Annotated in this window: 21 protein-coding genes and 1 tRNA gene; 17 read left to right on the top strand and 5 right to left on the bottom strand. The window is 67.1% G+C overall.

Features of this window, described 5'->3' with window-relative positions; all coding sequences use genetic code 11:
• Positions 1–4: 4 nt before the first annotated feature.
• Positions 5–295 carry a hypothetical protein gene (locus tag ACIPR8_RS08940; protein ID WP_446540793.1) on the bottom strand — a complete coding sequence of 97 codons (291 nt, stop codon included), beginning with the start codon at positions 293–295 and terminating at the stop codon, positions 5–7.
• 126 nt (positions 296–421) lie between these two features.
• Between ACIPR8_RS08940 and birA the strand changes: the two genes are divergently transcribed.
• From birA to ACIPR8_RS08915, 5 genes are all read left to right on the top strand, one after another.
• Positions 422–1,387, top strand: a complete 966-nt coding sequence (gene birA, locus ACIPR8_RS08935; RefSeq protein WP_446540792.1) for a bifunctional biotin--[acetyl-CoA-carboxylase] ligase/biotin operon repressor BirA — start codon at positions 422–424, stop codon at positions 1,385–1,387.
• Complete coding sequence (locus tag ACIPR8_RS08930) at positions 1,384–2,121, top strand: type III pantothenate kinase (RefSeq protein ID WP_192286924.1); 738 nt, start codon at positions 1,384–1,386, stop codon at positions 2,119–2,121. Before birA ends, ACIPR8_RS08930 begins: the two co-directional genes overlap by 4 nt.
• Positions 2,122–2,130: 9 nt before the next feature.
• The gene (locus ACIPR8_RS08925; RefSeq protein ID WP_446540791.1) at positions 2,131–2,919 is read left to right on the top strand and encodes an SPOR domain-containing protein; all 789 of its coding nucleotides are present in this window, start codon (positions 2,131–2,133) and stop codon (positions 2,917–2,919) included.
• Between the two features lie 65 nt (positions 2,920–2,984).
• Positions 2,985–3,060, top strand: a tRNA-Thr gene (locus ACIPR8_RS08920).
• Between the two features lie 172 nt (positions 3,061–3,232).
• A complete protein-coding gene (locus ACIPR8_RS08915) occupies positions 3,233–3,637 on the top strand; it encodes an Arm DNA-binding domain-containing protein (protein WP_446540790.1) in 405 nt (134 codons plus the stop codon).
• 128 nt (positions 3,638–3,765) lie between these two features.
• Here the strand turns inward: ACIPR8_RS08915 and ACIPR8_RS08910 are convergent, their stop codons facing one another.
• Positions 3,766–4,890 carry an IS3 family transposase gene (locus tag ACIPR8_RS08910; RefSeq protein ID WP_446540789.1) on the bottom strand — a complete coding sequence of 375 codons (1,125 nt, stop codon included), beginning with the start codon at positions 4,888–4,890 and terminating at the stop codon, positions 3,766–3,768.
• A 317-nt stretch (positions 4,891–5,207) separates the two neighbouring features.
• On the opposite strand from ACIPR8_RS08910, the gene ACIPR8_RS08905 reads away from it, so the two are divergent.
• Positions 5,208–6,437, top strand: a complete 1,230-nt coding sequence (locus ACIPR8_RS08905; protein ID WP_446540788.1) for a serine hydrolase domain-containing protein — start codon at positions 5,208–5,210, stop codon at positions 6,435–6,437.
• 139 nt (positions 6,438–6,576) lie between these two features.
• Here ACIPR8_RS08905 and ACIPR8_RS08900 read toward each other — a convergent pair whose 3' ends face one another.
• Positions 6,577–7,071, bottom strand: coding sequence for a DUF6265 family protein (locus ACIPR8_RS08900; protein WP_446540787.1), 495 nt, complete (start codon positions 7,069–7,071; stop codon positions 6,577–6,579).
• Between the two features lie 307 nt (positions 7,072–7,378).
• Between ACIPR8_RS08900 and rocF the strand changes: the two genes are divergently transcribed.
• The 5 genes from rocF to ACIPR8_RS08875 all read left to right on the top strand — a co-directional run bounded on the left by rocF (position 7,379) and on the right by ACIPR8_RS08875 (position 9,387).
• Entirely contained in the window at positions 7,379–8,299 is a 921-nt protein-coding gene (gene rocF, locus ACIPR8_RS08895) for an arginase (protein WP_446540786.1), read from the top strand.
• 323 nt (positions 8,300–8,622) lie between these two features.
• Positions 8,623–8,775 (top strand): entericidin A/B family lipoprotein, encoded by a 153-nt coding sequence (locus tag ACIPR8_RS08890; RefSeq protein WP_132862474.1) that lies wholly within the window; start codon positions 8,623–8,625, stop codon positions 8,773–8,775.
• 65 nt (positions 8,776–8,840) lie between these two features.
• Complete coding sequence (locus tag ACIPR8_RS08885) at positions 8,841–8,975, top strand: entericidin A/B family lipoprotein (RefSeq protein WP_132862475.1); 135 nt, start codon at positions 8,841–8,843, stop codon at positions 8,973–8,975.
• Positions 8,972–9,136 carry a hypothetical protein gene (locus ACIPR8_RS08880; RefSeq protein ID WP_313253159.1) on the top strand — a complete coding sequence of 55 codons (165 nt, stop codon included), beginning with the start codon at positions 8,972–8,974 and terminating at the stop codon, positions 9,134–9,136. Before ACIPR8_RS08885 ends, ACIPR8_RS08880 begins: the two co-directional genes overlap by 4 nt.
• Before the next feature lie 29 nt (positions 9,137–9,165).
• Entirely contained in the window at positions 9,166–9,387 is a 222-nt protein-coding gene (locus ACIPR8_RS08875) for a CsbD family protein (protein ID WP_132862476.1), read from the top strand.
• Positions 9,388–9,457: 70 nt separating this feature from the next.
• On the opposite strand, the gene ACIPR8_RS08870 is transcribed toward ACIPR8_RS08875, so the two are convergent.
• On the bottom strand, positions 9,458–10,282 hold the full coding sequence (locus ACIPR8_RS08870; RefSeq protein ID WP_446540785.1) for a hypothetical protein: 825 nt from the start codon (positions 10,280–10,282) through the stop codon (positions 9,458–9,460).
• 121 nt (positions 10,283–10,403) lie between these two features.
• Between ACIPR8_RS08870 and ACIPR8_RS08865 the strand changes: the two genes are divergently transcribed.
• From ACIPR8_RS08865 to ACIPR8_RS08850, 4 genes are all read left to right on the top strand, one after another.
• Positions 10,404–11,705, top strand: coding sequence for a tryptophan--tRNA ligase (locus ACIPR8_RS08865; protein ID WP_446540784.1), 1,302 nt, complete (start codon positions 10,404–10,406; stop codon positions 11,703–11,705).
• A 21-nt stretch (positions 11,706–11,726) separates the two neighbouring features.
• Positions 11,727–12,020: a hypothetical protein gene (locus ACIPR8_RS08860; RefSeq protein ID WP_446540783.1), complete on the top strand. Its 294-nt coding sequence runs from the start codon at positions 11,727–11,729 to the stop codon at positions 12,018–12,020.
• Between the two features lie 83 nt (positions 12,021–12,103).
• Positions 12,104–13,036: an MBL fold metallo-hydrolase gene (locus tag ACIPR8_RS08855; RefSeq protein WP_446540782.1), complete on the top strand. Its 933-nt coding sequence runs from the start codon at positions 12,104–12,106 to the stop codon at positions 13,034–13,036.
• 351 nt (positions 13,037–13,387) lie between these two features.
• Complete coding sequence (locus ACIPR8_RS08850) at positions 13,388–15,040, top strand: M28 family metallopeptidase (protein WP_446541056.1); 1,653 nt, start codon at positions 13,388–13,390, stop codon at positions 15,038–15,040.
• Between the two features lie 256 nt (positions 15,041–15,296).
• On the opposite strand, the gene ACIPR8_RS08845 is transcribed toward ACIPR8_RS08850, so the two are convergent.
• The gene (locus ACIPR8_RS08845) at positions 15,297–16,628 is read right to left on the bottom strand and encodes an MFS transporter (RefSeq protein WP_446540781.1); all 1,332 of its coding nucleotides are present in this window, start codon (positions 16,626–16,628) and stop codon (positions 15,297–15,299) included.
• 207 nt (positions 16,629–16,835) lie between these two features.
• Here ACIPR8_RS08845 and yedA point away from each other — a divergent pair, with 207 nt between their 5' ends.
• Together yedA and rarD are read left to right on the top strand one after the other, a co-directional pair.
• Positions 16,836–17,735 carry a drug/metabolite exporter YedA gene (yedA, locus tag ACIPR8_RS08840; RefSeq protein WP_132862482.1) on the top strand — a complete coding sequence of 300 codons (900 nt, stop codon included), beginning with the start codon at positions 16,836–16,838 and terminating at the stop codon, positions 17,733–17,735.
• The gene (rarD, locus tag ACIPR8_RS08835; RefSeq protein ID WP_446540780.1) at positions 17,732–18,625 is read left to right on the top strand and encodes an EamA family transporter RarD; all 894 of its coding nucleotides are present in this window, start codon (positions 17,732–17,734) and stop codon (positions 18,623–18,625) included. Before yedA ends, rarD begins: the two co-directional genes overlap by 4 nt.
• The last annotated feature ends 40 nt before the right edge of the window (positions 18,626–18,665 follow it).

Below are 18,665 nucleotides of genomic sequence, written 5' to 3'. Positions count from 1 at the left end.
TGGATCAGCGGAACATCCCGGGCAGCATGCGGTGCCAGCGCGGTGCGCGCAGGCGCGGCAGGATGTCGTCGTCACTGCCGCCGCCGGCACTTTGCGTGGCCTTGGCCTTGGCCGGTGGCGTGGTGGCGGCCGGCGCGGTGGTGGCGATGTTCACCGAGGCCGCCGGGACGGCGACACGTTCCACCTCGCTGGGCGCGTAGCTGCAGCCGCCCTGGCCGGCACCGCCGAGCGCATCCGAAGCCTGCGCCGCAACCGGGGCCAGCAGTAGGATCAGGCAATGAGCGAAGTGGCGCATCGTCGACATCCACAGCAGGGTGAGTTCCCGATTCTAGCCTGCTTTCTGGACTGAATTGGGCCCCCCGTCGGGCGCTTTGCGAGGGCATGCCGCATAATTTCGCGGTCTGTTGTCGAGGAACCCCCTGTGGATGACCGCCAATTGCTGGCCAAGCTGGGCGCTGGAGCGTTCTCCGGTGACGCGCTGGCCCGTGAGCTCGGCCTGACCCGGGCAGCGGTCTGGAAGCGTATTCAAGGCCTTCGCGCCGCAGGCGTGGCCATTGAAGGCCGCGCCGGCGACGGCTACCGGCTGGCGCAGCCACTGGACCTGCTGGATGCCGCACGGATCCGCGCCGGGCTGGCTGCCCCCGTGCAGGCGTTGCTGGCAGGGCTGGAAGTGGCCTGGTCAGTGAGCTCCACCAACACCGAATTGCTGCAGCGCAGCGCGCCTGAGCGCGGGGTGGAGGTATTGCTGGCCGAGCGCCAGACCGGTGGCCGGGGCCGTCGCGGCCGGCACTGGGCCTCGCCGTTGGCCGCGCACGTGTACCTGTCGCTGTCGCGCAGCTTCGCCGGTGGCCTGTCGCGCCTGGGCGGGCTGAGCCTGGCCGTCGGCGTGGCCACGGTCGAGGCGCTGCAGGGATTGGGCTTCGGCCAGGTGGGCCTGAAATGGCCCAACGACGTGGTGGTGGACGGCCGCAAGCTGGGCGGCCTGCTGGTCGAGGGCGGCGGTGAGTTCGCCGGCCCGGCGCGTGCGGTGATCGGGCTGGGACTGAATGTCCACATGCCTGCGGCGGCGGCCGCCGACATCGGCCAGCCCTGGGTGGACCTGGACGCATTGGCCGGCCTGCCGGTGCGGCGCGATGCGGTGGTCATGGCGCTGCTGTCCTCGTTGCTGCCGGCGCTGGACCTGTTCGGGCAGGAAGGGCTGGCGCCGTTCCTGCCGCGTTATGCGGGCATGGACGTGTTGCGTGGCCGCACGGTGCGGGTGGAGGAAGGGGGCGTGATGCACGAGGGCGTGGCCTGCGGGCTGGCCGACGATGGCGCGCTGAAGGTGGAGATGGCCGGGCGGGAAACCTGTTTCCATGCCGGCGAAGTCAGCGTGAGGGCGGCATGAGCGATTGGTTGTTCGACCTGGGGAACTCGCGCTTCAAGTTCGCACCCCTGCATGGCAACCAGGCCGGCAGCGTGCAGGCCTGGGCGCACGGTGCCGAAGCGATGACCGCCAGCGCGCTGGAAGCGCTGCCACGGGGCGAGGCCGCCTGGGTGGCCAGCGTGGCCGCGCCCGCACTGACCGGGGAGGTGATGCGCATCCTGTCCGAGCGTTTCGAGCAGGTGCATGTGGCGCGCACCCAGGCGCAGTGCGCCGGCGTGACCGTGGCCTACGCGCGCCCGGAGAAGTTCGGCGTTGATCGTTTCCTGGGCCTGCTGGCGACGGTGTCGTTGCAACGACCGGTGCTGGTGGTGGGTGTCGGGACGGCGTTGACCATCGACCTGATGGACGGCGATGGCCTGCATCGCGGCGGCCGCATCGCGGCTTCGCCGACGGTGATGCGCGAGGCCCTGCACGCGCGTGCGGTGCAACTGCCCGCCAGCGGCGGTGATTACGCAGAGTTCGCCAACGACACCGCCGATGCGCTGGCGTCCGGCTGCGATGGCGCGGCCGTGGCGCTGGTCGAACGCAGCCTGCAACAGGCTGGCGGGTTGCTGGGTGCCGCGCCGACGTTGATCGTGCACGGCGGCGGCGCCGCACCGTTGGTGCCGCTGCTGCCCGACGCCGAACACCGGCCGGCACTGGTACTTGATGGGCTCGCGCGCTGGGCCGTTCACCACGGCGCCGGTGGACGGTAGGATCTGCGCATGCTGAGCCGCTTCCTGATCGTCATTCTTGTGATCCTCAACGTGGGCGTCGCGTTGTGGTGGATGGTGCCGCGCGCCGATACCGCCGCCGCACCTGCCAAGCCCGAGCTCGGCGTCGCCACGCTTGAGCTGATGCCGTCGCCGGCAGCGCCGGCCGCCACGGGCGATGCCGTGCCGGCGGTTACTCCCGCGGCTGCAGTGGCGACACCGGCCGTTGCACGGCCGGAGGACGCCGAGCCGGCAGCGTCGACACCGGCGCCGGCCAAGCCGACCGAAGCCAAGCCGGCCGAGGCGGTGCCGCCGGTGGCAGCCACGCCCAAGCCGGTCGAACACTGCGCCAGCCTCGGCCCGTTCACCGACGCGGCCAAGGCACAGGCGGCGCAGGCGGCACTGGGTGCCGACGCACAGCGTCCGCGCGTGCGTGAAGTTCCCGGCAAGTCCGGCAGCGGCAGCTACCGGGTCTTCATCCCGCCGGCGGCGTCGCGTGAGGAAGCCCAGGCCACGGCCAAGCGCATCGTGGAAGCGGGCTTCAGCGACTACTTCGTGGTCTCGCAGGGCGAGGAGGCCAATGCCGTCGCGCTCGGCCAGTACCGCAACCGCGAGGGTGCCGAGCGCCGCCTCGCCACGCTGGTGGCCGCCGGGTTCCCGGCGCGGCTGGCTGGCGGCGGCAACGAAACCCCGCCAACCTGGTGGCTGGACGTCGCCTCCAGCAGCGCCTCGCCAGCCACCCTGATGCAACGCGCCGGCGCCGCCCAGCAACAATCGCTGGATTGCGCGCGACTGCGCTAGAATGGCGCCCGCCTCCGGCCAGCGGGGGCGCCCGGCGGGTTCCAGCACCGCCCGAGAGATTTCTTGCCGCTTTAGCTCAGTTGGTAGAGCAACTGTCTTGTAAACAGTAGGTCATCCGTTCGATTCGGATAAGCGGCACCATCGCCTGATCCTCTGGCGTCCAGGTAAGTCCAGAATTCATACTAAGCCCGCAGAAATGCGGGCTTTCTTGTGCACTTTGGTCCGAGCTTGTCCACGTACATCCAGCGACGTTGGGGGTACAAGTGGGGGTACATTTCGGAAAATGGAGTTCAGCAAGGAGGATGTACCCCCAATGGGTGCTAAGCAATTGACAGATATGGCCGCGCGCAACGCGAAGGCCAAGGACAAGCCTTACAAGTTGGCAGCAGGAGCAGGCCTCTACCTGCACGTGATGCCCAACGGTGCGAGGTACTGGCGGATGAAGTACCGCTGGGATGGCAAGGAGAAGCTACTGGCGATCGGGGTGTACCCCGAGGTCTCACTGAAGGAAGCCGGCGAAGCACGGGATCAGGCTAGAGCGAAGCTTCGTGCTGGGCATGATCCCTCCGAGCACAAGCAGTTGAGCAAGCTCACGTCCAAGTTGTCAGTGGATACCCGCTTCCAGGCGATAGCCAAGGAATGGCTCGAGTCACGGGGGGACTTGGCGCAGTCAACGCGGGAGAAGGCAGTGTGGATGGGTAATCCCCCCGCAGATTAGCTGACGCCAAAAGTGGAATTTTCTCGTACCCTTTTCCGAGGAGGTTCCATGAAGACATCCCGTTTCACCGATAGCCAGATCATCGTGGTACTCAAGCGACGTCCCCCCAGCCTGAGTAGATGTCGGGTTTAGAGTCCTGTTTTTATCTTATCTGTCTTCGCCGCCAGCTGCGCGGCGTACTGGGCAGGTGCCATTCCGCCGAGTGCTCTTTTGGGTCTTTCTTCGTTGTAGCCACGTCGCCGGCTTTCGATGCTGGTACGGGCATGGAGCAATGTTGGGAACCAGTGTTCGTTGAGGCATTCATCGCGTAGCCGGCCGTTGAACGACTCAACATATGCGTTCTGATTGGGTTTCCCGAGCTCGATCAGGCGCAGGGCGATTTCCTTGTCGTGAGTCCAAGCCGCCATCGCTTTTCCGCAAAATTCCTTGCCATTGCCCGTGCTGATGACTCGCGGCAGGCCGCGCTGAGCTGCCAGCCTGTCCAGTACCTTGGATACCCCTTGGCCCGATATCGCTCGCTCCACTTCGATGGCAACCCCCTCATGGGTCGCATCGTCGACGATGGTCAGACACTTGATCACCCGACCCTCAGCAGTTCGATCAAACACGAAGTCCATCGACCACACTTCATTTGCAGCGAACGGCCGTATCAGTGGCTGTCGCTCGCCCACTGCGACCTTCTTGCGCTTCCTGCGGCGCACTTGTAGGCCGGCTTCCTGGTACAAGCGATCCACCCGCTTGTAGTTCACAACAAGCCATTTTTGCCGCAGTTTCAGATGAATCATGCCCACGCCGTAGCGTTTGTGCCGTTGCGCCAAAGCGGCGATCTGCTCACGAAGCTCGGCGTTGTTGTCGGGCCTTGGCACATATCGCAATGCGCTGGCGCTCATTCGCGCTACCGCCAGCGCTCGTCGTTCGCTCAACCCCTTCTCAACCATGCTCCGCACCAGCAGCCTGCGCGCTGGTGCAGTCACCACCTTTTTTCGCAATGCGTCCTTGATCACATCGTTCTCGAATACCTGCTCAGCCATTAGCTTCTTTAGGCGCGCGTTCTCCGCTTCCAGGTCCTTCAGCCGCTTGGCGTCGGGCACGCTCATACCGCTGAACTTGCTGCGCCACAGATAGTACGAGGCCTCGCTGAAGCCGTGCCGGCGGCAAAGATCCTTGATGGGCATGCCTGCTTCAGCCTCACGCAGGAAGCCAATGATCTGTTCTTCGGTAAAGCGCTTCTTCACGTCCAATCTCCTTGTCATTGAGGATTGGACTCCAAACCGTTGTGCTACTCAATCTTGGGGGGGCGTCGGGGCCCAAACGTGGAACGCCAGCATTGGATGCCGTCGGTCCTGAGTCATCTGATGGTTGTCTGGAGGACAGCGCGTTCTGTCGTGGATGGAAGCGCCTGATGCAGGCGACGCCTTCGGCCAGGCCATTGGCTTATGCTCTCCGGGAAGTTCTACGGGTCGAGATGGGGGCCCATGGCTCAGCGTGTCAGGGCGGCGGACCACCCGGGCCGCCCTATTGGAGATGCATGAGGATGCCTGTTCGTCCAACGCTTGGCCGTCGAGGTTTCATGGCCCGTCTTGCAGCGCTCGGTGCCCTGGGGATGCTGCCCGCGCGATACCTGCATGCGGCCACGCGTTGTGGGGCGGGCGAGCGCTCGTGGATTCCGGATGACGCGTTCCTGGCGGCGCTTCCGGGAATCATGCAGGCCTTCGCGGTGCCGGGCATCGGCATGGCCGTGGTCGAGGACGGGGCGGTTGCCTGGAGCCGCGGGATCGGTGTGGCCAACACGCTGACGGGCGAGCCCATCAATGCCCGGACGGTGTACGAAGATGCATCGCTGAGCAAGCCGGTATTCGCCTACCTGGTGCTGCAGCTGGCCGACCTGGGCCTGATCGACCTGGATCTCCCGCTGGTCCGGTACCGTCGCCCCGACTATCTCGGGGATCATCCGTGGCTCGACCTGATCACCGCGCGCGACGTGCTGCGGCATAGCAGCGGCCTGCCGAACTGGCGCACGTCCCCGGCAACCGAGGCATTGGTGCCGCTGATCAGGCCGGGCGTGGACATCAGCTACTCCGGCGAGGCCTTCTTCTGGTTGCAGCTGGTGGTCGAGGCGATTACCGGGCAGAGCCTGGATGAAGCGATGCGCGTGCATCTGTTCGGGCCAGCGGGGATGCACGACAGCACCTTCAGCTGGAGTCCGGACATCGCCGCGCGTTCGGTGCATGGATACCGCGCGCATGACAGCACCGAGACGGGAATGCCGGTACAGGTCCTGCGTGACCAGTGGAGCGCCGCGCAGAAGGTCGCCGAGCGCTGGGGAAAGCCGCTCCCCACCTGGAAGTACGAGGATGCCGAGCGCGCGCTTCCCGAGGTGTTGGCGGTCGCGCCACCGGGGCGGGTGGCCTGGGCCGGCGACATCCATGCCAATGCAGCCGCGAGCCTGCGTTCCAGCGTGCAGGATTACGCGACGTTCCTGGCGCTGATGATGGAGCGCAGGCAACGCGCGGCCTGGGAGGTGAGCGAAGCGTCACGGCAGGCGATGCTCACCGCGCAGATCACGGTGCCCGGGCGTTGGACCGAGAAGGGGCTGGGGTGGAACATGGAGAAGACCGGTGACGGCATGGTCTTCCATCATTCGGGAAGCAACAGCGGGATCTTCAAGAATTTCGCGATCGGCGATGCCCGGCAGCGGCGGGGCCTGGTGGTGATGACCAACGGGGGCAGTGGTGCGCTGGTGTATCGGCGGGTGGTTCGCGCGGCGACCGGCCACGACCTGCTTTCCTTCGACCTGTAAGCCATCCGGCTGCAGTGGGAGCGGTTGAGCCTGCGAAGGAGCCGGGCGTTGGTTGCAGCCAGGCAGGAAGGGCGTGGGCTGTTCGGTGGGCGTCGAATGTCCGTTGCCGCTCCCCGCAGCGTGCAGCGTCCGACGGCAATCAGCGCGACGGCTCCGCTTCGCTGCAGCGGACGCGGTGCATCGGGAAGTCGGCCGACTGCGCCGGGTCCTCCCGGGCGATATCGATGCGGGCCAGTGCGCGCTGGTCGTCGATGCGGTGGTAGCGGATACGTTGCGGGAAGTCGTTGTCCGGATTCTCGAAGACCGCCTCATTGGGGTCGACGCGCGTGGCGTTGAATTCCGTCGCGTTGCGGCCGGAGGGCAGCGCGGTCAGCACCAGTCGCCCATCGTCGTGCTGGCGCAGCAGCATGAATTCGAAGCTGGCGGTGCGATGGGCCTGCAGGCTGCGGCTGGTGCCCAGCATCGTGTCGCCGGCCAGGGTTGACCATTGTTCGCCGGAGCCCGGCGGTTGCCCGTCCAACTGCCAGCAACCGGACAGCCAGGCCACGTGGTTGATGTCGGCGGCATTGCCGGCCTGCGCGAACGTGCCGGTGATCACCAGCGAGAATGCGATGAGGGAACGGCCAATGCGCATGGTGACCTCGGTGCAGGCGCGGACGGATGTTGGACGGCGGGGCAGCACGCGCCCTGTAGCGTCCAGTGAATCATGGATACATCCGGAAATCGCCATCGGCCGCCGGTCCGGCGCGCGCGGCAGCCCGACCGGGCTGGCCCGTGGTGGCGGTGCCTGACGCCGTGGCGCGTCCGTGCCTGCCGTCATATGCCTGAAGGGGTTGTGCATTCATCGTGTGCCGGACGGCCCATGAACCGGCTCTGCTGCACTGCGGCAGGTCGGATGCGGGCCGCGCGACTAAACTGGTTTCATCTGAAATGGAGGTGGTATGGCTGTTTTTCGTCCTGTTTCGTTGATCGGTGTGCCCACCGACGTGGGTGCCGGTCATCGCGGTGCGCGTCTGGGGCCGGAGGCACTGCGCATCGCCGGCTTGCCGGAGGCGTTGGCGGCGCGTGGGGTGGATGTACGCGATATCGGCAACCTCGACGGCCCGCGCAACCCATGGACCGGCCCGGTGCAGGGCTACCGCCACCTGCAGGAAGTGGTGGCGTGGAACCACGCGCTGATGGAGGCCAGCTACGCCGAACTGCGCGACGGGCGCATGCCGATCATGCTCGGCGGTGACCACTGCCTGGGCGTGGGTTCGATCACCGCCGTGGCGCGCTGGTGCCGCGAGCAGGGCAAGCAGTTGCGCGTGCTGTGGCTGGACGCACACTCGGACTTCAACACCTCCGATGTCACCCCGTCGGGCAACATCCATGGCATGCCGGTGGCCTGCCTGTGCGGCCTCGGCCCGGAAGCATTGACCCACCTGGGCGGCCAGGCCCCGGCGATCACGCCGGCGCAGGTGCACCAGATCGGCATCCGTTCGGTCGACCCGGAGGAGAAGCGCCTGATCAAGACGCACAACGTCGATGTCTATGACATGCGTTACATCGACGAAGCCGGGATGAAGCGCACGATGGAAGCCGCATTGGACGGCATCGATGCCAACACGCACCTGCACGTGAGTTTCGACGTGGACTTCCTGGACCCGAGCATCGCACCGGGCGTGGGCACCACGGTGCCGGGCGGCGTGAACTACCGCGAGGCGCAGCTGGTGATGGAGATGATCGCCGACACCGGGCGGATGGGGTCGCTGGACATCGTCGAGCTCAATCCGCTGCTGGACCACCAGAACCGCACCGCGGAGCTGGCGGTGGACCTGGTGGAAAGCCTGTTCGGCAAATCGACGCTGATGCGGGACTGACGTGAGGCAGGTGGGGCGCTCGACGCGAGCGCTCCACGCGCTCCCCTGTGCCTGGCAGGGAAGGGGCGATGCCGGCAGGGCCCGTTGCCCGTGGCGCGGCAACGTTTTACCCGGGGCCGCAACCAGACGGGAAACCCACTGCTCCCATGTCGCCGCATCGCCTGCCGGCGCCGGCCACCCCGCACTGACGCCATCGCGACCTGCCTGAACGTGAGCCGGTGATGTTCACGCCCACTGCACGGCGCAACGGCCAGATTCTCCTTCACACGCGGGACGACCGGTGTTCGATACCGGCAGCCGCAGTCGAATGAAGGAGTCATCGAATGAAGCGAGTGCTGATGTTGGCCCTGTTGGGAATGTTCTCGGTCGGCATGCTCAGCGGCTGCAACACCGTTGCCGGTGCCGGCAAGGACATGCAGAAGGCTGGCGAGAAGGTCGAGGACAAGGCGAAGGACTGCAGCGACGGCAAGTGCTGATCACAGTGCGGTGCGCCGCCCGCACCGCGATGGTTTGACCACTGATCCCACCCAGGAGATGAAACATGAAGCGTTTGGTTGCCCTGATGTTGCTGTCGCTGTTCTCGGTCGCCGTCCTGTCCGGCTGCAACACCGTTGCCGGTGCCGGCAAGGACGTGCAGAAGGCGGGCGAGAAGGTGGAGGATGCGGCGAAGCGTTGATCGCCTCGCACCGCATGAATGAAAAAGGCCGGCATATGCCGGCCTTTTTCATTGTCGGCGGGCAGCGAGCTGAAGACGTGTTCAACAACATCATCGCCGTCCAACGTTTCATGGACCCGATGGCAACACCACCGGCGGCACTCTGGTCCTGCGCGGATTGAGCGCGTTTTCCCCCAACGGAGACAGCCCGATGAACAAAGACATCATTTCCGGCAAGTGGAGCCAGCTCAAGGGCAAGGCGCAGGCCAAGTGGGGCGACCTGACCGACGATGACCTGACCATCGCCGAAGGCAACGCCGAATACCTGGCCGGGCGCCTGCAGGAGCGCTACGGCTGGGCCAAGGACCGCGCCGAAACAGAGGTGCGTGACTTCCAGAAGGCCCTGCACAAGGACTACCCGGACTACCACTGAGTCGCGGGGGTACCTTGCCGGGGAAGGGGCCGCGTCCAGCGGCCCTTTCCATTGCCGGCGTGCCCGTCACTCAGCGGCCGCGGGCCGGCGGGTCGGGCACGAAGCCGCCCGGGAAGGCCTGCGGGGCGGCGGCGTTGCCACCGCGGTAGCGCGGCAGCACGCCCATCGCGACCAGGCGGGAGCGGGCGTCATAGCGGATCTGGCTGACCTGCACCGGCGTGCGGCTGGCGCGTTCGAAGTGGGTCAACGAGGACTGCGACCACTCGCGCGCGCCATGGCCGGTACCCAGCTGCTGGCGATTGGCGCTGGGGCTGCGCGCGGACGGCATCGCCGCCGATGCTTCCGCGGCAGCGGCCTTGTCGGCACTGGCCTCCGAGGCCATGCCGCGCGGCATCGGGCGCGGTGCCGGCATCGGCCGGTAGTCGTCGTAGATCCGGGCGCGGGCTTCCTCGAACACGGCGATGCCGACCACGCCGACGTTGGCAGGGCGGCCGGTGCGGCTGGCGTAGCTGTCGCCGTGGTCGGTGAACACGAACTGCGCCACTTCGGCATTGGACTTGCGCCAGCCGGTGATCTCGCTGCTCTGCCACGGCTCCAGCACGTAGCCGGACTGGTCGGGCGAGGCGGTCTGGCCGCTGATCGCGTTGACGCCATCCACCGACAGCACCACCAGCACGCGCTCGCCGGTGCGGTTGCGCAACTGCACGCTGTAGCGGTGGCCCGGGCTGCCGGCCACCCAGCGCTGGCCGCGGTGCGGGTATTGGTCCAGATCACCCTCGCCATCACGGTCGATGATGGACACCGCCACCGGGCCGTCGGCCGGGGGCGGCACGGGGCCGTAGCTGAAGCCACTCAGGGCGAGGACGGACAGCAGGCTGGCGCAGAAACGGTACATGGCGGGCTCCTTGGCGGGGTACGCGGCCTTGAACGTCCCGCCGCGGCCGGTGGGGTTGGGGGCAGGGAGCCGGCCGGGGCGTTACACTGGGCCGGTTAATCCGTCCGTCAGATTTGTGTTCATGACTACCCGCGTCCTTACCGGCATCACCCCCTCCGGTACCCCCCACCTGGGCAATTACGTCGGTGCCATCCGCCCGGCCATCGCCGCCAGCCGCGCCTCGGACATCGAGAGCTTCTTCTTCCTGGCCGACCTGCACAGCCTGATCAAGTCGCAGGAGCCCGAGCGTACCCAGCGTTCGACCCTGGAGATCGCCGCCAGCTGGCTGGCCTGTGGCCTGGACCCGGACAAGGTGTGGTTCTACCGGCAGAGCGACATCCCGGAAACCACCGAGCTGATGTGGTTCCTGACCGTGGTGGCGAGCAAGGGCATCCTCAACCGCGCCCACGCCTACAAGGCCGCGGTGGACAAGAACCGCGAGGAGCAGCTGGACGACGACGCGGGCGTGACCGCCGGGTTGTTCATGTACCCGGTGCTGATGGCCGCCGATATCCTGATCTTCAACGCCAACCGCGTGCCGGTGGGGCGTGACCAGATCCAGCACATCGAGATGGCGCGCGACTTCGCGCAGCGCTTCAACCATGTCTACGGCAAGGAGTACTTCGCCCTGCCGGAAGTGATCATCGACGAGCAGGTGGCCACGCTGGCCGGCCTGGATGGTCGCAAGATGAGCAAGAGCTACCACAACACCATCCCGCTGTTCGCCCCGCGCGAGGAGCTGAAGAAGCTGGTGTTCTCCATCGTCACCGACTCGCGTGCACCGGGCGAGCCGAAGGACACCGAGGGCTCGGCGTTGTTCCAGATGTACCAGGCCTTCGCCACGCCGGAGCAGACCGCGGCCTTCGCGCAGGCCTTTGCCGCCGGCATCAGCTGGGGCGATGCCAAGCAGCAGTTGTTCGAGCGCATCGACGGCGAGCTGTCGCCGCTGCGCGAGCGCTACAACGCGCTGATGGCCGAGCCGGAGAAGATCGAGGCGATCCTGCGCCAGCGCGGCCAGCAGCTGCGCGAGCAGTTCGCCATCCCGTTGCTGAAGGAGCTGCGCCATACGGTGGGCCTGCGCGACCTGTCCACCGCCGGCGATGCGCCCAAGGCCGCGGTGGTCGCCAAGGCCGCGCTGCCACTGTTCAAGCAGTACCGCGAGAAGGACGGCCGCTTCTATTTCAAGCTGCTCGACGGCGAAGGCCAGCTGCTGATCCAGAGCGAGGGCTTTGATTCGCCGCGCGATGCCGGCCAGCTGATCGCGGTGATCAAGCAGGCCGAGCAGGGCGATGCGCTGCAGAGCGAATTGTTCAGGCTGGAGGCCGAGATGGCACCGGTGCTGGACGCGCTGCAGGCACTGCGCGAGGCCGCTGCCAAGGACTGAACCCACGGGAGGAATGCGTCGATGGCCTGGTTGTCGTTGTTGTTGTTCCTCCCCTGGTTCTGCGTGATGGGGGCGTTGTACTGGTGGTTCCCGCGCCAGCCGCGCCACCTCACCCGCACCCTGTTCGACGCTGGCATGCTGGTGCTGGCACTGCTGGTCAGCGCCGGCTTCATGCACTGGGGTTACCGGGTGGGCGCGGCCGAGGTGGCCGACGGCCTGTGGAAACAGATCATGGCGGTGCTGTACGCCTACGGCGGCTTCCTGGCGGTGATGGTGTTGGCGCTGCTGTTGCGCCCGCGCGTGCTGCGGCGCTGAGCCACGCCTGCGACCAAGGTCCGGGTTGAGCCGCCTGGCGGTGGCTGTCAGGATCGAAGCCGGTTCCCGTGGGAGTTGTGCAGATGTCCGTCGAACATGGCATCCATACCATCGACACCGCGTTCCAGCGCGATCATTTCGATGCGGCGTACCTCATCGTGCAGGACGGCCGAGGCGCCTTCGTCGACTGCGGCACCAGCCATTCGTTGCCGAACCTGCTGGCCAGCGTGGCGCAGGCCGGGTTGCAGCCGGCTGACATCGATTGGCTGATCCTGACCCATGTGCACCTGGACCATGCCGGCGGTGCGGGCGCGCTCATGCAGCAGCTGCCCAATGCGCGGCTGGTGGTACACCCACGTGGTGCGCAACACATGATCGATCCGGCGCGGCTGATCGCCGGTGCCACCGCGGTGTATGGCCAAGCCGAGATCGCGCGCAGCTACGGGCAGATCCTGCCGGTGCCCCCCGAGCGCGTGGTGGTGGCCGAGGACGGGCACCGGGTGTGGCTGGCCGGCCGCGCGCTGGAATGCATCGACACGCCCGGGCATGCACGCCACCACCACTGCATCTGGGATGAGGCCAGCCGCAGCTGGTTCACCGGCGATACCTTCGGGCTGTCCTACCGGGAGCTGGACAGCGCTGCCGGCGCGTTCATCGTGCCGACGTCCTCGCCGGTGCAGTTCGAGCCCGAGGCGATGCATGCCTCGATCGAGCGCCTGATGGAACGCCGCCCGGAGGCGATGTACCTGACCCATTACGGGCGGGTGGTTGATACCGCGCGACTGGCCGCGGAACTGCATGAGCAGATCGACGCGATGGTAGTGATCGCCCGCCACTGCGATGGCTTGCCGCAACGTCACACGGTGCTGGTGGAGGCGCTGGCCGGCCTGTATGTGGCGCGATTGCGGCATCTGGGCAGTTCGCTGGACGAGAACGAAGTGCGGCGCGTGCTGGGCATGGATATCGAGCTCAATGCGCAGGGATTGGCGTGCTGGCTGGACCGGGACAAGCGCTGAGGTGTTGGGTGTGGGGCGTGCGGGGATTCTGCGGCGTGGGCGTTCTTCTGCGCAGCGACGCGCGCCCCCTCCCCAGCCCTCCCCTTGGCCTGCGGCCAAAGGGAGGGGGCGGTTCCAGGAGTTCGGTCAGGTCACCATGAAAGCCACTGTTTGCCCCCTCCCTTTTGCGAAGCAAAGGGGAGGGCTGGGGAGGGGGGCTGTTCGTGGTGAGCCCGACGTGAAAGGACGAACGGTGATCCTTTGTTGCCCGATGCGCTGTCAGCTTCGCGGCCAAGGCCGCTCCTACTCATTGGTCGGCTTCCTACGTAAAATCACCCGCTCTGCCTGTTGCTGGTAATTGCCGTGAACCCGATGCGCATCCTGCTGCTCTCGTCCTGCCTGTTCGTTGGCGGCATCGCCAATGCAGCCAACGACCTGCCCGGCGGAGGCATCAATCCGGAGACGCTGTCACAGCACGTCCGCGTGCTGGCCTCCGATGCGTTCGAAGGACGCGCGCCGGCCAGCAACGGTGAGCAGCGCACGGTCGACTACCTGGTCGAGCAGTTCACCAAGGCCGGCCTGCAGCCCGGCGGCGCCAACGGCAGCTGGGTGCAGGAAGTGCCGCTGGTGCGGGCGACCGTCGATGGCGAGGTGGCGGCCAGCCTGACGCTGGGCGGCAAGACGCTGCCGCTGGTCAACGGCGAGGACATCACCCTGCAGAGCCTGAGCCCGTTCGGCGTGGTCGACCAGCAGGACGTGCCGCTGGTGTTCGTCGGCTACGGGATCTCCGCACCGGAGCGGCATTGGGACGACTACAAGGACCTGGACCTGAGCGGCAAGATCGCGGTGGTGCTGATCAACGACGCCGACTTCGAGGCCGAGCAGCCCGGTGCGTTCGATGGCAAGGCGGTGACCTACTACGGCCGCTGGACCTACAAGTTCGAGGAAGCCGCACGCCGCGGTGCCGAAGGCGTGCTGATCGTCCACGAGACCGCGCCGGCGGCCTATCCATGGGCGACGGTGAAGGCATCGGGTACCTCGCCGCTGTTCGACATCGAGCGCAGCCAGGACGACGCATTGGCGGCGCACACGCCGGTGCGAGGCTGGATGCAGCGGGCATTGGCCGAGCGCATCTTCAGCGCCGCAGGGCTGGACTTCGAAGCGGAGAAGCGCAAGGCGATGCGCGCCGACTTCCAACCGATCGCGTTGGGTGACGCGCGCCTGTCGGCCAGCTTCTGGGTCAAGCGCGAGCGCGTGGTCAGCCGCAACGTGGTGGCCAAGCTGGAAGGCGCCAGCCACCCGGAAGAGTCGGTGATCTTCTCCGCGCACTGGGATGCGTTCGGCATCGGCCAGCCCGATGCGAATGGCCAGACCGTGCGCCACGGCGCCATCGACAACGCCACCGGCGTGGCCGCGGTGCTGGAACTGGGCCGCGTGTTCGCCGCCGGCCCGCGCCCACAGCGCAGCCTGTACTTCGTGGCGCTGACCGCCGAGGAGAAGGGCCTGCTGGGGGCGAGCTACTACGCCGCCCACCCGCTGGCGCCGCTGGAAACCACGGTGGCGGTGCTGAACATCGAGATGTTCAGCCCGGACGGCGAGAACGCCGACATCGCCACCTGGGGCAAGGGCCGCGTCTCGCTGGAACAGGACATCGACCGCGTGGCCAAGGCCCGCGGCCGGCGCTGGTCGCCGGACCCGAACCTGGAAGCCGGCTTCTTCTACCGCGCCGACCATTTCGCCTTCGCCCGCAAGGGTGTGCCGGCGATCACCGTGGGCGCCGGGCTGGACAAGCTCGACGGCGGCGTGGCCGCTGGCCGCGCGCTGCGGGATGCCTACTTCGCCAAGTGCTACCACCAGGCCTGCGATGCCTGGTCACCGCAGTGGGATGGGCGTGGCCTGGCCGCCGACACCCTGCTGGTCTACGACCTGGGCCTGGAACTGGCCAACAGCCGCCAGTGGCCGACGTGGGAGAAGGGCGCCGAGTTCGAGGCCGCCCGCGAAGCGAGCGATGCTGCTCGACGCTGAGGCAGGATTCGCACGCCATTCCCGCGTGCGGGAATGACGTAACCCGACGGGTTTCTCACTTCTCCCTGAGGGCCAGGGCCAGAGCTACCCCTCCCCAGCCCTCCCCTGCTGCGCAAGGGAGTGGGCGGTTGTGCGTGGTCGGTGAGATGACGGCGAAGCCTGCTTTTCGCCGCCTCCCTTCCGCGAAGCAGAGGGGAGGGCTGGGGAGGGGGGCCTGGGGACGTGCAGGGGAGCGCACTCCTCTTCACTCCTCACTTCATCCGCGCGTGCCATCCAGCCAATTGGGTCCCTTGTTCTTCAGGAAGAACACGTACACCACCAGCGAGACGGCGATCACGGCGGTGACGTAGATCGCGAAGGTATCGACATGGCCTGTCTTCAACGCGGCCTGGTACAACAGCGGCGCGGTGCCACCGAACAGCGAGTTGGCCAGCGCGTAGCCAAAGCCCACGCCCAGCGCACGCACGTGGGTGGGGAACAGTTCGGCCTTCACCACCGCGTTGATCGAGGTGTAGCCGGTGAGGATGACGAAGGCGATGGCCAGAGTCATGAAGGCCGCCAGCGCATCGTGCTGCTGCGGCAGCTGGGTGACCATGTACCAGGTGTAGAGCACGCCGCCGACGCCGAAGAACACCAGCAGGCTCTTGCGGCCGATGCGGTCCGACAGCCAGCCACCGAGCGGTTGCAGCACCATCAGGAAGGCAAGCACGCCCAGGTTGATCAGCGTACCGGTCATCACGTCATCGCCGGCGAACGCGCTCTGGATCATCTTCGGCCCGTTCACCGAGTAGGTGTAGAACGCCACGGTGCCGCCGGCAGTGATCAGGAAGCACAGCAGGAGCGGACGCCATTGGTGCACGAACAGCTCGTACATCGAGCCGGAGGCCTTGGCGCGGCCCTCCCTGGCGGCTTCGATGGAATCGGCGGTCAGTGATTCATCCATGCTCCGGCGCAGCCAGAACACCACCAGCGCGGCGATGCCACCGATGCCGAATGCCACCCGCCAGCCCCAGGCCGAGATTTCCGGCTTGTCCCAGAAGGTGAGCATCAGCAGCAGGGTGAGCTGGGCCAGCACGTGGCCGCCAACCAGGGTCACGTAGTGGAACGAGGACAGGAAGCCACGCCGGCCGGGCAGGGCGGCTTCGGACATGTAGGTGGCGCTGGTGCCGTATTCACCGCCGGTGGCGAAGCCCTGCAGCAGGCGCGCGAACAGCAGGACCAGCGCTGCGGCGCCGCCGATCTGTGACGCAGTCGGCGTGATGGCGATCAGGAACGAACAGCCGGCCATCACCGACACCGAGACGGTCAGTGCCAGGCGCCGTCCATGGCGGTCGGCGAAGCGGCCGAAGTACCAGGCGCCGATCGGGCGCATCAGGAAGGTGGCGGCGAAGATCGCCCACACGTAGATCGTGGAGTTCTTGTCAGCGGCCGAGAAGAACTGTGATTCAAAGTAGACCGCGAACACCGAGTAGACGTAGACGTCGTACCACTCGACCAGGTTGCCGGCCGAGCCCTTGAGCGTGTTGGAGATCGAGCGGCGCAGTGCGGCATGGTCGGAACGCGCCGGGGTGACGGTGGAAGTGCTCATGTCGGGTGATGTCCTCGCGTGCTGGCCGGGGCCGCTCCGTTGCCGGTGCCGGACGGAGGGGCGCCGCCCACCGTACCGCAAGCCGCCGCTGGGCGATGTAATGACTTGGTAGGGGGGCTGGGCGAAAACAGCATGCCGTTTTCCGTGCTGATAACGCGCGGCCCGGTGCCCTAGAATCCGTGTTCCCCTGATGGTGGTATCTGCCCCATGTCTTCACCTGAAACCACGTCGGCTGCTCCGCGGAGCGGCCTTGTCGTCTTGGCATTGTTCCTGGTCTACGTGGTCTGGGGCTCCACCTACCTGGGCATCCACCTGGCGCTGGAAAGCGGGTTGCCGCCGCTGTCGGTGATCGCCGGCACGCGCTTCGTGCTGGCGGGCAGCCTGCTGTACGCGTTCCTGCGCTGGCGCGGCGTGGCCGCGCCCACCGGCGCGCAATGGAAGACGCTGGCGGTGATGGGCGGATGCCTGCTGTTCCTCGGCAACGGCATGGTGGTGCTGGCCGAGCGCGACGTGTCGTCCGGGCTGGCCGCGGTGGCGGTGGCCTCGGTGCCGTTGTGGATGGCGCTGTTCTCGGCCTTCCGTGGCGACACGGTGACGCGCGGGGAGTGGCTGGGCATCGCGATCGGCTTTGCCGGCGTGGTGTGGCTCAATGCCGGCAGCAGCCTGACCGCCACGCCGACCGGCCTGGTGCTGCTGCTGATCGCGCCGCTGGGCTGGGCGTTCGGCTCGATCTGGTCGCGCGGGCGCGACCTGCCATCGCCGTTCATGACCGCCGCCGGGCAGATGCTGTGCGGCGGCGTGATCCTGGTCTGCGCCGGCCTGCTGCGCGGCGAGCACTTCAACGGCTGGCCGAGCGTGAAGGGCGTGCTGTCGGTGGGCTACCTGACCGTGTTCGGCTCCATCGTCGCGTTCACCGCATACGTATGGTTGCTGCACAACGTGCGGCCGGTGCTGGCCAGCAGCTACGCCTACGTGAACCCGGTGATCGCGGTGGCGCTGGGCATCTGGATCGCGCAGGAGCGTTTCAGTGCCTCCGATGTGGGTGCGATGGCGGTCATCCTGGCCGGCGTCGTGGTCATCACCCTTGCCCGGATCCGTCGCGCATGAGCTCGTCCGACTACCGCAATGGCCTGTGGGCCACCACGTTCGCCTTCGTCATCTGGGGCTTGTTCCCGTTGTACTGGCACCTGCTCAAGCAGGTGCCGTCGGACCAGATCATCGCCCACCGCATCGTGTGGAGCGCGGTGCTGCTGTGCAGCCTGTTGTTCGCGCGCGAGCGCCTGGGCTGGCTGAAGAAGATCTGGGCGGTGCCGCGCACCTTCTGGCTGCTGGGGCTGGCCAGCGTGGTGATCGGCTTCAACTGGAGCCTGTACATCTGGGCGGTCAATGCCGGGCACGTGGTCGAGACCAGCCTGGGGTATTTCATCAACCCGCTGCTGAGCGTGCTGCTGGGCGTGGTGGTGCTGGGCGAGCGGTTGGGCCGGCTGCAGTGGCTGGCGGTGGGCCTGGCCGCGCTGGGCGTGGCCTGGCTGACCTGGCAGGGCGGGCGGGTGCCGTGGATCGCGATCGGGCTGTCGATCTCGTTCGCGTTGTACGGCCTGCTGCGCAAGCTGACCGCGGTGGAGCCGGTGTCGGGCATCGGCATGGAAAGCCTGTTCCTGTTCGTGCCGGCATTGGCCTGGGTGCTGTGGGCCGAGGCCGGGCATGGCGGTGGCTTCACCGGGATCTGGGGCTGGGGCACGCTGGTGCTGCTGGTCGCCTCCGGTGCGGTCAGCGCGGTGCCGTTGATCGCCTTCACCTATGGCGTGCGGCGCATCCCGTTGAGCGTGGTCGGCCTGTTGCAGTACATCGGCCCGACGCTGCAGTTCCTGTGCGGCGTGCTGGTGTTCCGCGAGCCGTTCGGCATGGCCAAGCTGGTGGGTTTCGCCTTTATCTGGGCCGGGCTGGTGGTGTTCGCGCTGGCCGGTTGGCGGGCCGCGCGCAGGGGGCGCGGGTAATGGCGAGGAAGGCGGTGGGAGCGGCGTAAGCCGCTCGACC

This window comes from Stenotrophomonas sp. LARHCG68 (assembly GCF_052871705.1).
The sequence above is the reverse complement of the archived record's forward strand: the minus strand, read 5'-3'. Positions and strand labels throughout refer to the sequence as shown.

Coding starts and splice junctions, on each gene's coding strand:
- ACIPR8_RS08885 (WP_132862475.1), top strand. CDS start 8,841: ATGAAGCGTTTGGTTGCCCTGATGTTGCTGTCGCTGTTCTCGGTCGCC.
- ACIPR8_RS08860 (WP_446540783.1), top strand. CDS start 11,727: ATGGCCTGGTTGTCGTTGTTGTTGTTCCTCCCCTGGTTCTGCGTGATG.
- rarD (WP_446540780.1), top strand. CDS start 17,732: ATGAGCTCGTCCGACTACCGCAATGGCCTGTGGGCCACCACGTTCGCC.
- ACIPR8_RS08875 (WP_132862476.1), top strand. CDS start 9,166: ATGAACAAAGACATCATTTCCGGCAAGTGGAGCCAGCTCAAGGGCAAG.
- ACIPR8_RS08865 (WP_446540784.1), top strand. CDS start 10,404: ATGACTACCCGCGTCCTTACCGGCATCACCCCCTCCGGTACCCCCCAC.
- ACIPR8_RS08905 (WP_446540788.1), top strand. CDS start 5,208: ATGGCCCGTCTTGCAGCGCTCGGTGCCCTGGGGATGCTGCCCGCGCGA.
- ACIPR8_RS08855 (WP_446540782.1), top strand. CDS start 12,104: ATGTCCGTCGAACATGGCATCCATACCATCGACACCGCGTTCCAGCGC.
- ACIPR8_RS08900 (WP_446540787.1), bottom strand. CDS start 7,071: ATGCGCATTGGCCGTTCCCTCATCGCATTCTCGCTGGTGATCACCGGC.
- ACIPR8_RS08850 (WP_446541056.1), top strand. CDS start 13,388: ATGCGCATCCTGCTGCTCTCGTCCTGCCTGTTCGTTGGCGGCATCGCC.
- ACIPR8_RS08910 (WP_446540789.1), bottom strand. CDS start 4,890: ATGACAAGGAGATTGGACGTGAAGAAGCGCTTTACCGAAGAACAGATC.
- ACIPR8_RS08915 (WP_446540790.1), top strand. CDS start 3,233: ATGGGTGCTAAGCAATTGACAGATATGGCCGCGCGCAACGCGAAGGCC.
- ACIPR8_RS08940 (WP_446540793.1), bottom strand. CDS start 295: ATGCGCCACTTCGCTCATTGCCTGATCCTACTGCTGGCCCCGGTTGCG.
- ACIPR8_RS08890 (WP_132862474.1), top strand. CDS start 8,623: ATGAAGCGAGTGCTGATGTTGGCCCTGTTGGGAATGTTCTCGGTCGGC.
- ACIPR8_RS08845 (WP_446540781.1), bottom strand. CDS start 16,628: ATGAGCACTTCCACCGTCACCCCGGCGCGTTCCGACCATGCCGCACTG.
- rocF (WP_446540786.1), top strand. CDS start 7,379: ATGGCTGTTTTTCGTCCTGTTTCGTTGATCGGTGTGCCCACCGACGTG.
- ACIPR8_RS08925 (WP_446540791.1), top strand. CDS start 2,131: ATGCTGAGCCGCTTCCTGATCGTCATTCTTGTGATCCTCAACGTGGGC.
- yedA (WP_132862482.1), top strand. CDS start 16,836: ATGTCTTCACCTGAAACCACGTCGGCTGCTCCGCGGAGCGGCCTTGTC.
- ACIPR8_RS08930 (WP_192286924.1), top strand. CDS start 1,384: ATGAGCGATTGGTTGTTCGACCTGGGGAACTCGCGCTTCAAGTTCGCA.
- ACIPR8_RS08870 (WP_446540785.1), bottom strand. CDS start 10,282: ATGTACCGTTTCTGCGCCAGCCTGCTGTCCGTCCTCGCCCTGAGTGGC.